The organism is Synechococcus sp. CS-1332 (assembly GCF_025127995.1).
In the GTDB taxonomy this organism is placed as follows: Bacteria; Cyanobacteriota; Cyanobacteriia; order PCC-6307; family Cyanobiaceae; genus Cyanobium.
In genome coordinates, this window is record NZ_JAHLYP010000056.1 from 99,525 (window position 1) to 118,014 (window position 18,490).

The 18,490-nt window shown below is 66.9% G+C and carries 17 protein-coding genes and 1 tRNA gene; 10 read left to right on the plus strand and 8 right to left on the minus strand.

Annotated elements, in window-relative coordinates; translation table 11 throughout:
• The first annotated feature begins 18 nt into the window (after positions 1-18).
• From KQ305_RS15210 to KQ305_RS15220, 3 genes are read left to right on the plus strand one after another with little or no spacing between them, the layout of a single operon-like run.
• The gene (locus KQ305_RS15210) at positions 19-1,314 is read left to right on the plus strand and encodes a glycosyltransferase family 4 protein (protein ID WP_259726237.1); all 1,296 of its coding nucleotides are present in this window, start codon (positions 19-21) and stop codon (positions 1,312-1,314) included.
• Positions 1,314-2,216 carry a hypothetical protein gene (locus KQ305_RS15215; RefSeq protein ID WP_259726239.1) on the plus strand — a complete coding sequence of 301 codons (903 nt, stop codon included), beginning with the start codon at positions 1,314-1,316 and terminating at the stop codon, positions 2,214-2,216. The genes KQ305_RS15210 and KQ305_RS15215 overlap by 1 nt, the downstream gene beginning before the upstream one ends.
• On the plus strand, positions 2,213-3,031 hold the full coding sequence (locus KQ305_RS15220) for a hypothetical protein (RefSeq protein ID WP_259726240.1): 819 nt from the start codon (positions 2,213-2,215) through the stop codon (positions 3,029-3,031). The genes KQ305_RS15215 and KQ305_RS15220 overlap by 4 nt, the downstream gene beginning before the upstream one ends.
• Here KQ305_RS15220 and galE read toward each other — a convergent pair.
• On the minus strand, positions 3,013-4,110 hold the full coding sequence (gene galE / locus KQ305_RS15225) for a UDP-glucose 4-epimerase GalE (protein WP_259726241.1): 1,098 nt from the start codon (positions 4,108-4,110) through the stop codon (positions 3,013-3,015). The genes KQ305_RS15220 and galE overlap by 19 nt on opposite strands.
• Positions 4,111-4,143: 33 nt before the next feature.
• Positions 4,144-5,541, minus strand: coding sequence for an exopolysaccharide biosynthesis polyprenyl glycosylphosphotransferase (locus KQ305_RS15230; protein ID WP_259726242.1), 1,398 nt, complete (start codon positions 5,539-5,541; stop codon positions 4,144-4,146).
• Positions 5,542-5,728: 187 nt separating this feature from the next.
• Here KQ305_RS15230 and KQ305_RS15235 point away from each other — a divergent pair.
• Positions 5,729-5,800, plus strand: a tRNA-Gly gene (locus tag KQ305_RS15235).
• On the opposite strand, the gene KQ305_RS15240 is transcribed toward KQ305_RS15235, so the two are convergent.
• On the minus strand, positions 5,792-6,256 hold the full coding sequence (locus tag KQ305_RS15240) for a GNAT family N-acetyltransferase (RefSeq protein WP_399231823.1): 465 nt from the start codon (positions 6,254-6,256) through the stop codon (positions 5,792-5,794). The two genes, KQ305_RS15235 and KQ305_RS15240, sit on opposite strands and share 9 nt — an antisense overlap.
• Before the next feature lie 176 nt (positions 6,257-6,432).
• Here KQ305_RS15240 and secA point away from each other — a divergent pair, with 176 nt between their 5' ends.
• A complete protein-coding gene (gene secA / locus KQ305_RS15245) occupies positions 6,433-9,267 on the plus strand; it encodes a preprotein translocase subunit SecA (RefSeq protein WP_259726243.1) in 2,835 nt (944 codons plus the stop codon).
• On the opposite strand, the gene cysE is transcribed toward secA, so the two are convergent.
• Together cysE and KQ305_RS15255 are read right to left on the minus strand one after the other, a co-directional pair.
• On the minus strand, positions 9,257-10,021 hold the full coding sequence (gene cysE, locus KQ305_RS15250; RefSeq protein WP_259726244.1) for a serine O-acetyltransferase: 765 nt from the start codon (positions 10,019-10,021) through the stop codon (positions 9,257-9,259). The genes secA and cysE overlap by 11 nt on opposite strands.
• Before the next feature lie 12 nt (positions 10,022-10,033).
• A complete protein-coding gene (locus tag KQ305_RS15255) occupies positions 10,034-11,023 on the minus strand; it encodes a GntR family transcriptional regulator (protein WP_259726245.1) in 990 nt (329 codons plus the stop codon).
• 102 nt (positions 11,024-11,125) lie between these two features.
• Here KQ305_RS15255 and KQ305_RS15260 point away from each other — a divergent pair, with 102 nt between their 5' ends.
• A complete protein-coding gene (locus KQ305_RS15260; RefSeq protein WP_259726246.1) occupies positions 11,126-11,929 on the plus strand; it encodes a dienelactone hydrolase family protein in 804 nt (267 codons plus the stop codon).
• An 8-nt stretch (positions 11,930-11,937) separates the two neighbouring features.
• Here the strand turns inward: KQ305_RS15260 and infC are convergent, their stop codons facing one another.
• Both infC and miaA read right to left on the minus strand, forming a co-directional pair.
• A complete protein-coding gene (infC, locus tag KQ305_RS15265; protein WP_261362394.1) occupies positions 11,938-12,519 on the minus strand; it encodes a translation initiation factor IF-3 in 582 nt (193 codons plus the stop codon).
• A 20-nt stretch (positions 12,520-12,539) separates the two neighbouring features.
• Positions 12,540-13,487 (minus strand): tRNA (adenosine(37)-N6)-dimethylallyltransferase MiaA, encoded by a 948-nt coding sequence (gene miaA, locus KQ305_RS15270; RefSeq protein ID WP_259726247.1) that lies wholly within the window; start codon positions 13,485-13,487, stop codon positions 12,540-12,542.
• 236 nt (positions 13,488-13,723) lie between these two features.
• Between miaA and gyrB the strand changes: the two genes are divergently transcribed.
• Positions 13,724-15,682, plus strand: a complete 1,959-nt coding sequence (gyrB, locus tag KQ305_RS15275; RefSeq protein ID WP_259726248.1) for a DNA topoisomerase (ATP-hydrolyzing) subunit B — start codon at positions 13,724-13,726, stop codon at positions 15,680-15,682.
• Positions 15,682-16,017 (plus strand): SH3 domain-containing protein, encoded by a 336-nt coding sequence (locus KQ305_RS15280; RefSeq protein WP_259726249.1) that lies wholly within the window; start codon positions 15,682-15,684, stop codon positions 16,015-16,017. The genes gyrB and KQ305_RS15280 overlap by 1 nt, the downstream gene beginning before the upstream one ends.
• Positions 16,018-16,044: 27 nt before the next feature.
• Here the strand turns inward: KQ305_RS15280 and KQ305_RS15285 are convergent, their stop codons facing one another.
• Entirely contained in the window at positions 16,045-16,524 is a 480-nt protein-coding gene (locus KQ305_RS15285; protein ID WP_259726250.1) for a glutathione peroxidase, read from the minus strand.
• Positions 16,525-16,603: 79 nt separating this feature from the next.
• On the opposite strand from KQ305_RS15285, the gene mgtE reads away from it, so the two are divergent.
• Together mgtE and KQ305_RS15295 are read left to right on the plus strand one after the other, a co-directional pair.
• Positions 16,604-17,980, plus strand: coding sequence for a magnesium transporter (gene mgtE / locus KQ305_RS15290; RefSeq protein ID WP_259726251.1), 1,377 nt, complete (start codon positions 16,604-16,606; stop codon positions 17,978-17,980).
• 77 nt (positions 17,981-18,057) lie between these two features.
• Positions 18,058-18,490 (plus strand): sigma-70 factor domain-containing protein (locus tag KQ305_RS15295; RefSeq protein WP_311134365.1); only part of this gene is annotated, 433 nt, incomplete at its 3' end.

Genomic DNA, 18,490 nt, shown 5'->3' on the forward strand with positions numbered 1-18,490 from the left:
CCCCAGCCCCGCCGGCCCATGAAGATCCTCCATACGGTCGAGTCCTATCTGCCGGCCCGCCATGGCATGTCGGAGGTGGTGCGGCAGATCTCCGAGCGGCTGGTGGCCCGGGGCCATGACGTCACCGTGGCCACCCGCAGCGACCCGGCGCGCACGGGCGACAGCATCGAGGGGGTGAAGGTCAGGGGATTCGACGTCCAGGGGAAGAGTGCGGTGGGGGTCTGGGGGGATGTCTCGGGCTACCAGCGTTACCTGCTCGCCTCCGATGCCGATGTGATCGTCAACTTCGCGGCGCAGCAGTGGGCCACCGACCTGATGCTGCCGCTGCTGCCCCAGCTGAAGGCCCGCAAGGTGTTCGTTCCGACGGGCTTTTCCGCCCTGGGGGATCCCACCTTCGCCGCCTATTTCGCCGCCATGGGCGAATGGATGCGCAGCTATGACACCTGCGTCTTCCTCTCCGACTCCTACCGCGACATCGACTTCGCCCGCCGGGAGGGCGTCGAGCGCATCGCCATCATTCCCAACGGGGCGGCGGCCGAGGAGTTCGTGCGCCCCCGCGACCCTGGCCTGCGGGCCCGGCTCGGGATTTCCGAGCAGGATCTGCTGATCCTGCATGTCTCCGGCTACCTCTCGGTGGCCAAGGGGCAGGCCGAAGCGCTCGACATCTTCTCCCATTCCCAGTTGCGGCAGGCCACCCTGCTGCTGGTCAGCCCGGATTTCTCCCAGTCCCTGGCCCGCTCCCTGACGCCGCGCCAGCTGGCCCGGGGCCTCTATCACCTGCTGCGGGGCAAGGGGCTGCGGGCCCTGGCCTTCCCCACCCAGCTGCAGGTGATGAAGCGGCTCAACCGGCGGCGCAACGCGGCGGCTGGCAGGCAGGTGCTTGGCCATGCTCTCTCGCGTCACGACACGGTGAGCGCCTTCCTGGAGGCCGACCTGCTGCTGTTCCCCTCCTGGATCGAGTGTTCCCCCCTGGTGCTGTTCGAAGCCGCCGCTTCCCACACGCCGTTCCTGGTCACGCCGGTGGGCAATGCGGCCGAGATCATCGCCTGGACAGGGGGAGGGCAGCTGTTGCCCGCCCAGTGCAGTGACGACCGGGAGGGCAGCATGCGGGCCGATGTGGCCGCCGGGACCCAGCGGCTGGAGGCCCTGGTGGCCGACGCCCCCGCCCGCTCCAGGATGGCCGCCTCTGCCCACCGGGCCTGGCAGGCCCACTTCACCTGGGAGCGCATCGCCGACCAGTACGAACGGCTGTACCGCTGCCTTCTGGAGGGGGAGGCGATCACTGACCAGTTCCCTGCCCCGCCCCAGCTCTGATGCGCACCCTCACCCTGATCTTTTCCAAGGATCGTCCCTTGCAGTTGCAGGCGACCCTGGCGTCGTTCGCCCTGCACTGCCGGGAGGCGGCGCAGACGCCGGTCACGGTGCTCTATCGGACCAGCTCAGAGGCGTTTGCCCAGGGTTACGCCCAGCTGCAGCAGGAGTTCCAGGGCCGGCTCCTGATCGATTGGGTGGAGGAGCGCTCCTTTCGCCACGATCTACTGGCCTGTCTGCGGCAACCCCCCGCTGCCTCCCGCTGGCGCCGGCTGCTGGATCGCCTGCGGCTGCGCTCCTGGCGCGCCAGCTGTGAGCAACTGCTGTTTCTCGTGGACGACAACATCTTCGTGCGGCCCTTTTCGTTCCACGCGATCGTGGAGGCCCTGGAGCAGCAGCCCTCCGCCATCGGCTTCTCCCTGCGCGTGGGCCGGAACACCACGACGTGTTACTCGATGAGCTGTACTCAGCCGTTGCCGGAATTCATGCCCGTGGAGGGTGGGCTGCGTTTTCGCTGGGTGGGACAGACCGGCGACTTCGGCTATCCGATCGAGGTGTCCAGTTCCGTCTATCGCCTCGCCGACCTGATCGGCCTGCTGCGGACGCTCCCCTACACCAACCCCAACCGTCTTGAGCAGGTGCTGTCCTCCTCCAGTTCCCTTTTCGCCTTCAGCAAGCCTGATCTGCTCTGTTTCGATCGGTCCGTCGCCTTCTGCGCGCCGATCAACAAGGTGCAGACAATCCTCGACAACCGGGCCGGCGAAAACGACGGTTACTCGAGTGAGTCCCTGCTGGAGCGCTTCTTCGACGGGCAGCGGGTGGATGTCGAGTCCCTGCGGGATTTCGTTCCCCAGGCGGCCCATGTGGAAATCGATCTGCCCTTGCAAGCCACCCAGGCGCCGTGACGGCGCGCGTCGCGACCCTGTTCTGCATGAAGGGGGACACACCGGCGGCCCTGGCCCTGCGGGCCATCCGCAGCACGGCCTCCAGTCTGGCCCCCGGAGACCTGCTGTACCTGCGCGTCGATGGGGGCCGGCTCACGGACCCCGAGGTGTTCCGAGCCGCCGCCGCTCCCGCCACGCTGGTGCTGCGGGAAGTGGCGGAAGCCCGAGGACTCGCCCACGGCCTCAACCAGCTTCTTGAGGAGGCGCTGCGGGATCCAGGTGTTGCCTTCCTGGCGCGAATGGATGCCGATGATGAATCCCTTGCCGAACGCATGGCGTGCCAACGCCAGTACATGATCGAGCATGAAGACGTTGACATTCTTGGCACGGCCTGCCACGAAGTTGATGAGCACGGCGCCTATCTTCAGCTCAAGCGGATGCCCATCAGCCACGCTGCCATTGTGGCCACCTTGCCGCGCAGCAATCCCCTGAATCACCCCACGGTGATGCTGCGTCGCCGTGTTTTTGAGTCCGGTCTTCGTTACCGCGAAGATGTGAAACGCACGGAGGACTATCATCTCTGGATCGCGGCAGCGAGGTCGGGCTTTGTGTTCGCCAACCTGCCGGAACCGCTGCTGAACTTCCAACGTGATTCCGCCTTCTTCCGGCGCCGTGGCGGCTGGCAGCAGGCGTGGGCGGACCTCCACGTCCGGCTCCGGGCGATGCGGGAGCTTCGGTTGTATTCACCGATGAATCTTCTGTGGGCTTTCGCGGCCTTTGGCCTGCGAATCCTGCCGGCCAGCCTGCAGAGCTGGCTCTATCGCCGATTGCGGTAGCCGTTCCGATTCCGCTGTCTCCAGGCCCACCCATCCCGACAGATGTCCTCCAGACTTCGCCTGGTGGACCAGCCCAGAAGTTGCTTGGCGGCAGAGGAATCGGCCACACTCTCTGCCACATCGCCTGGCCGGCGCGGCGCAAACTCATAGGCCACAGGACAGCCGTTGATCCTCTCGAAGGCCTGGATCATTTCGAGCACAGAATGGCCATGGCCACTGCCCAGATTGAGGGTCAGGATCTGTTCGTCGGATGCCAGGAGCACGTCCAGAGCCTGCCGATGGCCTTCGGCGAGATCCATCACATGGATGAAGTCGCGGATGCCGGTGCCATCGGGTGTGGGCCAGTCGGAGCCGAAGATCTGCACGTGGGGGCGGATCCCCATGGCCACCTGTGTGATCAGGGGAAAGAGATTCGAGGGCACCCCATTGGGGTCTTCGCCGATGCAGCCGCTGGGGTGGGCGCCGACGGGGTTGAAATAGCGCAATCGCGCGATGCGCCAGCGCGGTTCACTCTGGGCGACATCGGCCAGCAGCTGTTCGACAGCCGCTTTGGTCTGACCGTAGGGATTGGCCGGCTGAATGCAGGAACTTTCCGGGATCGGCAACGCCTTGGGGAAGCCGTAGAGCGCGGCGGTGCTGCTGAACACGATGGTGCGGCAGGCGTGCCGGCGCATGGCCTCCAGCAGGCAGCGCGTGCCTTCGACGTTGACATGCCAGTAGCTGAGCGGTTGGTGGATCGAGTCCCCCACAGCTTTGAGGCCGGCGAAGTGCAGAACGGCCGTGACTTCTGAGCTCTCCCCGGGGCCTCCGCATCGGAACGCCTGATCCAGATCCTCAGAGCTTCTGATATCACCGTTGATGAAGATCAGTTGGCTTTCTCCCGTGGCCGAGGTCCACACCTGGTGGCCGCTGGCCTGGCCTGGGCTGAGGTTGCAGAGCTCTGCGACGCGGTGAAGTGCTTCTACGCTGCTGTTCTGCAGGTTGTCGACAACAACCACGCGATGGCCCGCACCGATCAGGACGAGACAGGTGTGGCTGCCGATGAAGCCGGCTCCTCCAGTGATCAGGACAGTCGCCAAAGACCGTTGTCATTCATTTCTGATCCTACGAGGTCATGGGGCTCTATGCATCGTCTTGAAGTCGGCTCTGGATGGCAGTTGACAACTGACAGGCTGGGCCCCTCGGGCTCTTGCCAGCAACCGGATTGTCTTGATCAGGATAAGAATATCCAGCATGAGACCGGCATTGCGCAGGTAATAAAGATCGTAGCTTAGTTTCATCCTGCTGTCTTCAATGCTGGCGCCGTAGGGGTAGCAGACCTGCGCCCATCCGCTGAGGCCGGGCCGCACCCAGTGGCGCACGCGATAATGCTGGATCTGTTGTTCGAGAGTGTCTTCAATCTCGGGTCGTTCAGGCCTTGGGCCGATCAGGCTCATTTCACCTTTGAGAACGGCAATCAGCTGGGGCAGTTCATCGATGCGCAGGCGTCTCAATGTGTTTCCCACCAGGGTGACGCGAGGGTCATTGCGGCTGGCCCAGCGGGCCCCACGCGCCTCCGCTTCCTGGCACATGGTTCTCAACTTCCAGACCTCAATGGCTTCCCCGTAGAGCCCTGTTCGCTTCTGGCGGTAGAGGATGCCCCCCCCGTCTTCGAAGCGGATGGCGATGGCGGCGATCACCAGGATTGGCGCTGTGACCACCAGCAACAGGCTGGCGACAATTAAGTCCCCCAGGCGTTTGAGCCGCCATCCCCAGCGGTTGGGTTGCAGTTCGAACCCATCCGCCTGCAAGAGCCATCGGCTCGAAAAGAGTTCCGGTGGAACCCGCTGGAGGTGATGCTCGGCCCAGATCACGAGGCTGCAGACGCTGGCGCCGCGTTCGCGCCGTGCCAGCAACTTCTGCAGCAGGGCATCGTCCAGTTCGGCGGCCTCGCTCACCGCGATGCCATCCACCGTCAGCAGGATTGTCTCGAAGTCCGATGCGAGCGCCCGGCAGTCGCCGTAGTGCAGCTCCAGCAGTGGCTGTCCGCCGTCACGTTCGAGTTCACGCTGGACCACGTCCAGCTCGGCGGCCTCCCCAACAAGCATCCAGGCCTGGCGCCGGCTCAGCAGCCGTGTGACGACCAGCTGGGCCGTTCCGGAGGCCAGCGTGACGGCCGCCAGCAGGGGAAGGATGAAGTTCCGGAACGTCCGCGGATCTTCAACCTTCAGTCCCCAGTTGAGGACAACGACGACGACGGCGAGCACCAGCAGGGCGACAACGGCGGTCGCGCCCAGGTGTCGGCGCTGGGAATCCCGCTGCCCCTGGTCGGGCTTGGAGTAGCGCCCCAGCAGGTACGAGACCCCCACCCAGAGTCCGACCAGGCCCACGATGGAGCCGGTGACACCGGCCCAGCGGTCGAACCGCTGCAGGAACAGGCTGTTGTAGGTCCCCAGCAGCAGCAGGGTGTCGAACAGGGCCAGCCCCAGCAGCAGCCGCCGCTGTCTCAGCCAGGGAGTTCGCCACCACATGCCTTGCCGCCGCCGCCACCTGTGGACTTTATGGGTGGTTCCGCCTGGCGCCCGAGACCTTCGGATTTGGCGTCATCGCCCCCATTTGACCGAGGGGCCCCCCATGGGGCATGCTCATTTCGCCGAGGTTGATCGGCATGGTCCAGCCCATTGCCTCAACAGGCAATCCTGCGCAGGCCCATCGAGTGCGGATGTAGCTCAGTGGTAGAGCATCTCCTTGCCAAGGAGAGGGTCGAGAGTTCGAATCTCTTCATCCGCTTGTCTGTTTCAGCATCAGCCGTTGGCTGTCCACCCGGCTGAAGCCAAGCTTTTCGTAGAAGCCCTCCCCCGTGGTGGTCATCAGGTAGACGCGTTCGGCTGCGGCCACGGGAGGGCTGGCCAGCAGGTCCTCGACGATCCGGCGGCCGAGCCCCTGGCCCTGGTGGTCTTCGGCCACCACCACGTCCCAGAGCACGGCGCGAAACACACCGTCGCTGGTGGCCCGCCCGAATCCCACCAGCTCCTTACCCTGCCAGGCGCTCACCACCACCTGGCTGCCGCTGAGCATGCGCCCCAGCTGGGATCGCTGGCGTCCGGTGGCCCAGAAGCTGTGGCCGTCGAGCAGGGCGCCGAGGGCCGCCAACTGCCAGCGCAGGCGCAGGCACAGGACGCCGTGGCGGACCAGCCGGACCGGGGCGGCGGCGGGGTCGGCGGGCCTGGGGGTGGCTGTGCTCAACGGGCCGGTGTGGAGGGCAACAGTTGCAAATCCTGCTCGGTGGCCGGTGCCGGAGGGTCCTGCGGGTGTGGATCCCCGACGAAAGAGACGCCGAGAACCCTTGCAGCAGCTCGTTTCTTCGCTCTCGGCCACGGTTTTGCGATGGTAGGGTAAGTAACTACGGACAGGCTTTCTCCATGCTCAAGCTGCTGCTGGGTGATCCCAATGCCCGCAAGCTGAAGCGCTACCAGCCGCTGGTGTCCGACATCAACCTGCTGGAAGAGGAGATCGAGCCCCTCAGCGACGAGGAGTTGCGGGGCCTGACGGCCGAGTTCCGCCAGAAGCTGGAGAAGCCTGAGACGGCCGCTCGGCGCAAGGCCCTGCTCGACGAGCTGCTGCCCCAGGCCTTCGCGGTGGTGCGCGAAGCGGGCAAGCGGGTGCTGGGCATGCGCCACTTCGATGTGCAGCTGGTCGGTGGCATGGTGCTGCACAACGCCCAGATCGCCGAGATGAAGACCGGCGAGGGCAAGACCCTGGTGGCCACCCTGCCGGCCTACCTGAACGCCCTCACCGGCCGAGGCGTCCATGTGGTCACTGTGAACGACTATCTGGCCCGCCGTGACGCCGAGTGGATGGGCCAGATCCACCGCTTCCTGGGTCTGAGCGTCGGCCTGATCCAGCAGGACATGAGCCCGCCGGAGCGGCGTCGCAATTACGCCTGCGACATCACCTACGCCACCAACTCCGAACTGGGATTCGACTACCTGCGCGACAACATGGCGAGCGACATCGCTGAGGTGGTGCAGCGCGAGTTCCAGTACTGCATCATCGACGAGGTGGATTCGATCCTCGTCGACGAAGCCCGCACCCCGCTGATCATCTCTGGTCAGATCGAGCGGCCCCAGGAGAAGTACATGCAGGCGGCCCGGATCGCCGGTGAGCTGGTGCGTGCGGCCGAGATGGGCAAGGACGGCATCGATCCCGAGGGTGACTACGAAGTCGACGAGAAGCAGCGCAACGTCACCCTCACCGACGAGGGCTACCAGAAGGCGGAGCAGCTGCTCGGCGTCCAGGACCTCTTCAACCCCCAGGACCCCTGGGCCCACTTCATCAACAATGCCCTCAAGGCCAAGGAGCTGTTCGTCAAGGACGTCAACTACATCGTGCGCGACTCCGACGCGGTGATCGTCGACGAATTCACCGGTCGGGTGATGCCGGGTCGCCGCTGGAGCGACGGCCTGCACCAGGCGATCGAGGCCAAGGAGGAGCTGCCGATCCAGCCCGAGACCCAGACACTGGCCAGCATCACCTACCAGAACTTCTTCCTGCTCTACCCCCGGCTGGCGGGCATGACCGGCACCGCCAAGACTGAAGAAGTGGAGTTCGAGAAGACCTACAAACTCGAGGTTGCCGTGGTGCCCACCAACCGGACCCGTTCCCGCGCCGACTGGCCCGATCAGGTCTACAAGACCGAAACGGCGAAATGGCAGGCCGTGGCTTCCGAGACCGCCCAGGTGCACCAGTCCGGCCGTCCGGTGCTGGTGGGCACCACCAGCGTGGAGAAGTCGGAGCTGCTCTCCACCCTGCTGCAGGAGCAGCAGGTCCCCCACAACCTGCTCAACGCCAAGCCCGAGAACGTGGAGCGGGAGGCCGAGATCGTGGCCCAGGCGGGCCGGGCCGGGGCCGTCACCATCGCCACGAACATGGCTGGCCGGGGCACCGACATCATCCTGGGCGGCAACAGCGATTACATGGCCCGCCTCAAGCTGCGGGAGGTGCTGCTGCCCCGGCTGGTGCGCCCTGAGGAGGGCCACCGACCCCCGGTGCCCCTGCAGCGTTCCACCGAAGCGCCCTCCGGCTTCGGCGGCGCCGTGGCGCCGAGCTCCAGGCCCGCCTCCGAGGCCAAGGCCATCGGTAACCTCTACCCCTGCAGCCTCTCCGCCGACACCGATTCGGCCCTCGCCAGCTTCTCCCGTGAACTGGTGGCGGCCTGGGGCGACCGCGCCCTGACCGTGCTGGAACTCGAGGACCGGATCGCCCAGGCGGCTGAGAAGGCCCCCACTGACGATCCCCAGATCCAGCGCCTGCGGGAGCTGATCGCCCAGGTTCGCGCCGAGTACGACGGGGTGGTCAAGCAGGAGGAGGGCCAGGTGCGCACCGCCGGAGGCCTGCATGTGATCGGCACCGAGCGCCACGAATCGCGCCGCGTCGACAACCAGCTGCGGGGCCGGGCCGGCCGCCAGGGCGACCCGGGCAGCACCCGCTTCTTCCTCTCCCTCGAGGACAATCTGCTGCGCATCTTCGGCGGCGACCGGGTGGCGGGCCTGATGAACGCCTTCCGGGTGGAGGAGGACATGCCGATCGAATCGGGCATGCTCACCCGCTCTCTGGAGGGGGCCCAGAAGAAGGTGGAGACGTACTACTACGACATGCGCAAGCAGGTGTTCGAGTACGACGAGGTGATGAACAACCAACGCAAGGCGGTGTACACCGAGCGGCGTCGGGTGCTGGAGGGCCGGGAGCTCAAGCAGCAGGTGATCGGCTATGGCGAGCGCACCATCGACGACATCGTCGAGGCCTACGTGAATCCGGACCTGCCGCCCGAGGAATGGGATCTCACCCGCCTAGTGGAGAAGGTCAAGGAGTTCATCTACCTGCTGGAGGATCTCTCCCCCGAGCAGGTGAGCGGCCTCTCGATGGAGGAACTCAAGGCCTTCCTGCAGGAGCAGATGCGCAATGCCTACGACATCAAGGAAGGCCAGATCGAGCAGATGCGGCCGGGCCTGATGCGCGAGGCGGAGCGCTTCTTCATCCTTCAGCAGATCGACACCCTCTGGCGTGAACATCTGCAGGCCATGGAAGCCCTGAGGGAGTCGGTGGGTCTGCGCGGCTACGGCCAGAAGGATCCCCTGATCGAATACAAGAACGAGGGCTACGACATGTTCCTGGAGATGATGACCCAGATGCGCCGCAACGTGATCTACTCGATGTTCATGTTCCAGCCCCAGGTGCCCCAGGCCGTCACGGCCTGAGGGGAGTCTCCTCGCTGTTGGCGGTTTCGCCGAGGAACTCCAGAATCTCCCGATCCTTCAGGTTCTGGGCCTTGCCACCGCAGGGCTCGGTCAGGGGCCTGCCGGCAGCCACCTCCTGCAGGCAGGCCTGCAGCCGGTTGACGTCGTTCTCCAGGCTGTCGATCCGCTCCATCAGGTTGCGGATCACCGACGCCTCCGCATCCGGCAGGGCGGAGTGGGCCAGGGGATCGATGCGGGCCCCCGCCTGGTGGATCACCCGGCCGGGTATGCCCACCACAGTGCTGTCGGCCCCCACGTTCCGCAACAGCACTGAGCCGGCGCCGATGCGGGTGTTGCTGCCCACGGTGATCGCCCCCAGCACCTTGGCCCCTGCCCCCACCACCACGTTGTCCATCAGGGTGGGGTGGCGCTTGCCGTGCTCCTTGCCCGTGCCCCCCAGGGTCACGCCCTGATACAGGAGGCAGTTGTCGCCGATGACGCTGGTTTCACCGATCACCACGCCCATGCCGTGGTCGATGAACACGCCCCGGCCGATCCGGGCCCCGGGGTGGATCTCCACCCCGGTGAGCAGGCGCCCCAGCTGGCTCAGCATCCGCGGCAGCAGGGGCAGCCCCAGGCGCCAGAGGCGGTGGCTGACGCGGTGCAGTTCCAGGGCGTGGAAGCCCGGGTAGCAGAGCAGGATCTCCAGGGTGCCCCTGGCCGCCGGATCCCGCTGCCGGATGATGGCCAGGTCGGCCCTGATTGCATCGAGCATGGGTTCCGGCCGTCAGACCGCCAGGAGGCCGATCTCCTTGCGCAGTTGGTCAATGGTGGCGCTGCCAAGGTAGCTCTGCGCACAGTGCACCATGGGCAGGCGCATCAGCTGGGCGCGGTTCTGGCGCAGGGTCTGCTCCACCAGGGGCAGGCTGGGCTTGTCGCAGATCACGTGGCTGGAGGCCCGCAGCAACGCCAGCAGGCGACTGCTGGTGTCGGGATTGGCCGTCATCACCAGCAGCTCGTTGCCCCGCATGCTGTGCAGGATCACTTCGGCGGCCCGCAGGATCCCCGGGCTGATGCTCACCAGGCCCACGCAGCTGCCGGGACGCAGCTCCTTGAGCATGCCCAGTTCGTGGCCGAAGTCGTTGAGGTCGACCGGCACGGCCCGCACCCCGTGCACCTTGGCGATCTGCTCCACCTCCTGGAGGAAATAGCGGCTGGTGACCACCGTTCCCTTGCTGGAGGTTTCCAGCACCGATTCGAGCTCCTCGATCGGCACCACCTCCACCGGCACCTCCAGGCTGGGCCTGAGTTCTTCGGCGATCAGGATCGAGGCGCCGATGTCCTCGCGGGAGGTGCTCACCAGCACCCGGGCGCCGCAGCGCAGCCGCCAGTCGATCTCACGGGTCAGCAGTTCCCGCGCCTGCTGCAGGGTGCAGCCGGCATTCAGCAGCCCATCGACGCTCTGGCGCACCTCCCGGTCGATGTCGGGCAGGGCCTTGCTGCGCAGCCCCGGCGGCGGCTTGATCTCGCGCGGGTTCTGCTGATCGCGCACGTAGATCCCTGAGCCGGCCATGGCCTCCACCACGCCGTCGGTTTCGAGCTGGCGGTAGACCTTGCTGATCGTGTTGCGGTGCAGGCCGGTCTGCATGGCCAGCTGGCGCGTGCTCGGCAGCCTGTGGCCCGGGGGGTAGTGCCGGGCGGCGATGGCGAAGCAGATCTGGTTGTACAGCTGGGTCGACGCCGGGATGTCGCTCTCCTGCTGAATGTGAAAACGCACGCCAGTGTGGCCAGGGGTCCTGGCCGCCACCCTAAGGAGCTTTGGCCCCCGTGACAATTCCCTCGTTGTCATACGACCATGTGCCGGTTGCCCTGTGCCGGTTTGTCCCCTTCCGATTCCGTCGCCTCCTGGCTGCAGCTCGAGCCCCGGCGGCCGGGCCAGGTTCCGCTGCGCTGCTGGTGGGCCCGGCCCGCCGTCAGCGCGCCCCGGGGTGGGGTGCTGGTGCTGCCGGAGGTGTTCGGCATCAACGGCTGGATCCGCAGCGTCACGCAGCGACTGGCTGAGGCGGGCTACGCGGCCCTGGCGGTGCCGCTCTACGCCCGCACCGCCCCTGAGCTGGAGCTGGGTTACGGCCCCGGCGACCTGGCGCTGGGCCGCAGCCACAAGGAGCGCACCAGCACCGACCAGCTGCTGGCCGATGTGGCCCTCGCCGCCGATTGGTTGCAGCCGCAGTTGCCCGCCCCTGCCGCCGGCCTGGGGTGTGTGGGGTTCTGTTTCGGTGGCCACGTCGCCCTACTGGCGGCCACCCTGCCCGCAGTCGCCGTCACGGTGGATTTCTATGGGGCGGGCGTGGCATCGGGCCGACCCGGCGGCGGTCCCGCCAGCCTGGAGCTAGTGCCGTTGATCGGCGGCACGCTGCTGTGCGTCTGCGGCGATGGGGATCCCCTCATCCCCCCGGCTGATGTGGCCGCGATTGCAACAGCCCTCTCGGCCGCCAACGACGCCCGGGTTCTGGCCGCGGTCCCGGCCCTGCCTCACGGGCTGGTGCTGCTGGAAGGGGGCCACGGCTTCATGTGCTCGGCCAGGGCCGACCATCGCCCAGAGGCGGCGGAACAGGGATGGTCACTGCTGCTCAACAGCTTCGAGCAGGTGCTGGGGGCGCCGGGGGGCTTGGGGCGAGCCTGAAGCAGGGCTCAGCCGGCCGCGGCTGCCGCCGTCTTGCCGGCCGCCTGTTTGCGGGGGCTCAGGAACATGATCATGTTGCGGCCTTCCCGCTTGGGGGGCTGTTGGATCTCGGCGTTCTCTTCGAGATCCTTGGCCATGCGATAGAGCAGCTGTTCGGCCAAGGCCGTGTGCTGGATCTCCCGGCCCCGGAAGATCACCGTGCACTTCACCTTGTCGCCGGACTTGAGGAAGCGCACCGCCTGACCGATGCGCACCTGGTAGTCGTGCAGATCGATCTTGTAGCGCATCTTCACCTCCTTGACTTCGGTCTGGTGCGACTTCTTCTTGGCCTCCTTGGCCTTCTTCTCCTGCTCGAACTTGTACTTGCCGTAATCCATGATCCGGCAGACCGGCGGATCGGCCTTCTCGCTCACCAGGACCAGATCCAGCTCGCGGTCGCGGGCGACCTCGAGGGCCGCCTCTCGGGTGATGACTCCCAGTTGACTGCCGTCCGCATCCACCACACGAAGGTTGGGGTAGCTGATGCGGTCGTTGATGTTGGGCAGCTCCCGCACGGGAGCACGGCGGTCAAAACGGGGACGGGGAGGCATTCACAGGGGCGGTTAGCTGTTCACCCTAAACCGCCCGTGGCCGCCGCCAGCGCCCGGTGAAGCACATCCGCCTCCGAAGCCCCTTCTGTGGCCGTGTCCGTCAGCCAGAGGGGGTGGTGCTGGCGACGGAACCAGGTGCGCTGGCGTTTGGCGTATTGGCGGGTTCGCCGCTCCGTGAGGGCGATCGCCGCGTCCCGCTCCAGTTCGCCCCGCAGCAGCCGTGTGGCTTCGCCGTAGCCGATCGTGGCCAGCAGGGGGCAGTCGGCGCCGAAACGATCGATCAGCTGGGCCGTTTCCTCCACCAGGCCGCTGCCATAGAGGGCGGCCGTGCGCTGCCCGATGCGCTGGGGCAGGTCGGCCGGATCCAGGCCCAGCTCCAGCACCCGCCAGGGGGGAGGGCAAAGGCTCTGCTGGGCCGACAGGGGCCGCCCGGTGGCGTAGAGCACCTCCAGGGCCCGGATGGTGCGCACCGCGTCGGCCGGGGCGATGCGCCCTGCTGCCCGGGGGTCGTTCTGCTGTAGCAGCTGGTGGCAGACGGCCTGACCCAGGGCGGCGAACTGGGCCCGCAGGGCGGGCTGGGGCGGCACCGCCGGCGGCTGCAGGCCCGCCAGGAGAGCCTTGAGATAGAGCCCGCTCCCCCCCACCAACAGGGCCACGCCCCGGCGCTGGTGTTCCGCCGCGATCGCGGCGCCGGCCAAGGCCGTGAACTCCTGCAGGGTGAGCGGCTGGTCGGGGTCGCTCAGATCCAGCAACTCATGGCGCACCCGGGCCCGCTGCTCGGGGGTGGGCTTGGCCGTGCCCACGTCCATGTGGCGGTACATCTGGCGGGAGTCCACCGAAAGCACGGCCAGATCAAGGGCTCCAGCCAGCTCGATCGCCAGGGCGGTCTTGCCGCTGGCCGTCGGGCCGAGCAGGGCGATCACCAGGGGCAGATCGGCACCAGGTTCGGCTCCGGGGGGGGGCGCCACGGGGGTCGGGAGCGGCGGCTGCAGGCCGGACGCGACAGGGGGATCGGGCCATCCTGCCGGAGGTGGGATCGTGGGGTGATTGCACCCCTGGCGCAAATCGGTTCCCAGAGGCGCCTGAGCGGCCCTCCGGGACGGCGGTGGTAGATTGGCCTTTGCGCAGCGTCCTTTGGGAGCCGCTTCGCCCCATTGCCCCGGGATTCGCGCCCTTGTCAGCCCCCTGGGGAGACCTTTTCTGAATGAGCGACGCCATCAAAGTCGAAGCGGCCTACGGCGCCGAACAGATTCAGGTGCTGGAAGGCCTGGAGCCGGTGCGCAAACGGCCGGGCATGTACATCGGCACCACCGGCCCGCGCGGTCTGCACCATCTCGTCTACGAGGTGGTCGACAACTCGGTGGACGAGGCCCTGGCCGGCCACTGCGACGCGATCGTGGTGACCCTGCATGCAGATGGCTCCGCCAGCGTCACCGATAACGGCCGCGGCATCCCCACCGATATCCATCCCCGCACCGGCCGCAGCGCCCTGGAGACGGTGCTCACCGTGCTCCACGCCGGCGGCAAGTTCGGCAGCGGCGGTTACAAGGTCTCCGGCGGTCTGCACGGTGTGGGCATCTCGGTGGTCAACGCCCTCAGCGAGTGGGTGCAGGTCACCGTCCACCGCCAGGGCCAGGTCCACCGCCAGCGGTTCGAGCGCGGACTCCCCATCGGTACCCTCGCCTCCGAGGACGCCCCCGACGCCGGCACCGGCACCGCGGTGCGCTTCCTGCCCGACCTTGAGATCTTCAGCGGCGGGATCGAGTTCGATTACCACACCCTCTCGGCCCGTCTGCGCGAGCTCGCCTATCTCAACGGCGGGGTTCGCATCGTCTTCCGCGATGAGCGGCCTGCAGCCACCAACGCCGCTGGCGAGGCCCATGAGGAGGTCTATCACTACGAAGGCGGCATCAAGGAGTACGTCGCCTACATGAATGCGGAGAAGGATCCTCTGCATGCCGAGATCATCTATGTGAACGCCACCAAGGACGGCGTCCAGGTGGAGGCGGCCCTGCAATGGTGCGTGGATGCCTATTCCGACAGCATCCTGGGCTTCGCCAACAACATCCGCACCGTCGATGGCGGCACCCACATCGAGGGCCTCAAGACGGTGCTCACCCGCACCCTGAACACCTTCGCCAAGAAGCGTGGCAAGCGCAAAGACGCCGACACCAACCTGGCCGGCGAGAACATCCGCGAGGGTCTGACGGCCGTGCTCTCGGTGAAAGTGCCGGAACCGGAATTTGAAGGACAGACCAAGACCAAGCTGGGCAATACCGAGGTGCGCGGCATCGTCGACACGACGGTGGGTGAGGCCCTGGGGGAGTATCTGGAATTCAACCCCCAGGTGATCGACCTGATCCTGGAGAAGGCCATCCAGGCCTTCAATGCCGCCGAAGCCGCCCGCCGGGCGCGGGAGCTGGTGCGGCGCAAGTCGGTGCTGGAAAGTTCCACCCTGCCCGGCAAGCTGGCCGACTGCAGCTCCCGCGACCCGAGCGAATCGGAGATCTACATCGTGGAGGGGGATTCGGCCGGTGGCTCCGCCAAGCAGGGCCGCGATCGACGCTTCCAGGCCATCCTGCCCCTGCGGGGCAAGATCCTCAACATTGAGAAGACCGACGACGCCAAGATCTACAAGAACACCGAGATCCAGGCCCTGATCACGGCCCTGGGCCTGGGCATCAAGGGCGAGGACTTCGAGGAGAAGAATCTGCGCTACCACCGCATCGTCATCATGACCGATGCGGACGTGGATGGCGCCCACATCCGCACCCTGTTGCTTACCTTCTTCTACCGCTATCAGAAGGCCTTGGTGGAGGGCGGCTATATCTACATTGCCTGCCCACCGCTATACAAGGTGGAACGCGGCAAGAACCATAACTACTGCTATAACGAAAACGAGCTCAAGAAAGTTCTCTCCGGCTTTGGCGAGAAGGCCAACTACAACATCCAGCGCTTCAAGGGTCTGGGCGAAATGATGCCCAAGCAGCTCTGGGAAACCACCATGGACCCTGAGACGCGCATGATGAAGCGGGTGGAAATTGAGGATGCCCTCGAGGCCGATCGGATCTTCACGATCCTGATGGGCGACAAAGTGGCTCCGAGGCGGGAATTCATTGAGACCCACAGCGCCGAGCTGGATTTCGCCCAGCTCGACATCTGATGACCCCACGCCATCCGATGCCGGTGCCGGCCTGGCGCTGGGCCGCCCTGCTCGGGTTCGCCCTGCTGGCCCCGGCGGCCCTGCCTGCGGGCGGCGGCGATCGGCGCTTGCCGGAAGTCCGGCGCCGCGAGCGCCAGGCCGAACCCCTGCTCAGCAACGGCAGCCTCGGGCTCCACTGCGCCCCCCGCTGCCAGGCCCCGGTGCTGGCGCGTCCAGAAGCCGGAGCCCCGTTGCGGGTGTTGCGTGAGTGGATGGAGCCCGGCGGCCGCCGCTGGCTCCAGGTGGAAGCTTCCACCGCAGCTGGCCGGGCCAGCCGCGGCTGGCTGGCCGGCTGACCTGCCCGGCCCTCGGGCGCTGATGGCTCAGTAGGCCAGGGCCTTCTCGATCGCGGCGACCAGCTCAGCCCCGTCCGGTTCCGCGGCGCTCTTGAAGCGGGCCAGCACGCTGCCGTCTTTGCCGATCAGGAACTTCTCGAAGTTCCAGGCCACGTCACCGGCGGGTTCGGCCTGGGTGAGGGTGTCGTAGGGGGCCGTCTTGGAGCCGGTGGCGTGCACCTTGTCGAACAGCTCGAAGCCCACGCCGTAGGTGGTGGAGCAGAACTGCTGGATCTCCTCCAGCGTGCCCGGTTCCTGGGCGCCGAAGTCGTTGCAGGGGAAGCCGAGGACGGCGAAGCCCTGGGGGCCGAAGCGATCCTGGATGGCCTGCAGGCCGGTGTACTGCCGCGTGAAGCCGCAGCGGCTTGCCACGTTGACAATCAACAGCACCGTCCCGGCCCACTCGCCGAGCCTGCGCTCTTCGCCGCTGGCGCTGCGCACCACCACGTCACTCACGTTCAGCGCCATGGATTTCTGATGGTGGAAGTTCGCTGCGGACCCTAGCGGCTGAGCCCATACACTCGTATCCACCGGCATGCGAGGAGCGATGGCTGAGGCCTCCGCCGTCGCCGAGGTGGTGGCCCGCCAGTTGGAGGGTCTGCTGCAGGCGGGCAACTACGACGGCGCCAAACTGCTGCTGCAGCCCGTGCAGGCGGTGGATTCCGCCGAGGCGATCGGCACCCTGCCGCGCACGCTGCAGGCGCTTGCCTTCCGGCTGCTGCCCAAGAACGAGGCCATCGAGGTCTACGAGTACCTCGAGGGCTCAGTGCAGCAGAGCCTGCTGGAGCGCCTGCGCTCCGGTGAGGTTCTGGAGCTGGTGGAGGAGATGTCCCCGGACGACCGGGTGCGGCTCTTCGACGAACTGCCGGCCAAGGTGGTCAGGCGTTTGCTGGCGGAGCTGAGTCCGGCGGAGCGGCGGGTCACGGCCCAGATGCTGGGGTATGAGGCGGAGACCGCCGGTCGCCTGATGACGACCGAATTCATCGACCTGAAGGAGTTCCACAGCGCCCAGCAGGCCCTCGATATCGTCCGCCGCCGCGCTCGGGACACGGAGACGATTTACAGCCTTTATGTGACTGACGCCTCGCGCCACCTCAGCGGCATGCTCTCGCTGCGGGATCTGGTGACGGCGGATCCGGAGGACCGGCTGGGGGATGTGATGACGCGGGAGGTGATGAGCGTCGCCACCGACACCGACCAGGAGGAGGTGGCTCGGGTGATCCAGCGCTACGACTTTTTGGCCGTGCCGGTGGTGGACCGGGAGCAACGGCTGGTGGGGATCGTCACCGTGGACGATGTCATCGACGTCATCCAGCAGGAGGCCACCCGCGACCTCTACGCCGCTGGCGCCGTGCAGGCCGGCGACGAGGACGACTATTTCCGCAGCAACCTGTTCACCGTGGCGCGTCGCCGGGTGGTGTGGCTGCTGGTGCTGCTGGTGGCGAACACGGGCACCTCGGCGGTGATCGCCTCCGAGCAGCTGGTGCTGAAGCAGGTGGTGCTGCTGGCGGCCTTCATTCCGCTGCTGATCGGCACCGGCGGCAACGTGGGGGCCCAGAGCTCCACCGTCGTCATCCGGGGCCTGAGCACCCAGCGACTCCAGTCCCTGGGGCCCTGGCGCACCATCGGCAGGGAGCTGGTCGCCGGGGCGTTGCTGGGCGGTCTGCTGGCGGTGGTGGTGGTGCCCTGGGCCTGGACCATGGGGGGCAGTGCGCTGGTGGCAACCTCGGCCGGCATCAGTCTGGTGGCGATCACCACCCTGGCCGCCACCGCAGGAGCGGCCCTCCCCCTGCTGTTCGACCGCCTCGGCCTCGATCCGGCCCTGATGTCGGCCCCGTTCATCACCACGGCCACGGACGTGGCGGGCGTTTTCATCTACCTCAAGACCGCCCAGCTGCTGCTGCCGCGGCTTGGCACCGGCTGACCCGGGGCTTCGGGGGTTTCTGAGAGGAGTTCACACTTCTTGATGTTACGCTTTACAGATAGTTATGGATCGCTCCCATGGTCGTCGCCCTCGCCATCGTCCAGCCGTCCGCTTCCGTTACGGCGCAGTCAGTGGTCCGCGCCTCGCCGGGCCGTTCCATGCCCCCCGTCGATGGCGATCTGGTCCGCTCCTACCTGCGGGACATCGGCCGGGTGCCGCTGCTGAGCCATGAGCAGGAAATCACCCTGGGGCGCCAGGTTCAGGAGCTGATGACCCTTGAGGAGATGCGTGAGGAGCTGAAGATGCGCTCCGGCGGCAGCGATCCGAGCCAGCAGGAGCTGGCGGTGGCCGTGGGCCTGCGGCCCGAGGTGCTGCGCAAGCGCCTGCATGCCGGCCGGCGCGCCAAGGAGCGGATGGTGGCCGCCAACCTGCGCCTCGTTGTGAGCGTCGCCAAGAAGTACACCAAACGGAACATGGAGCTGCTGGATCTGATCCAGGAGGGCACCATCG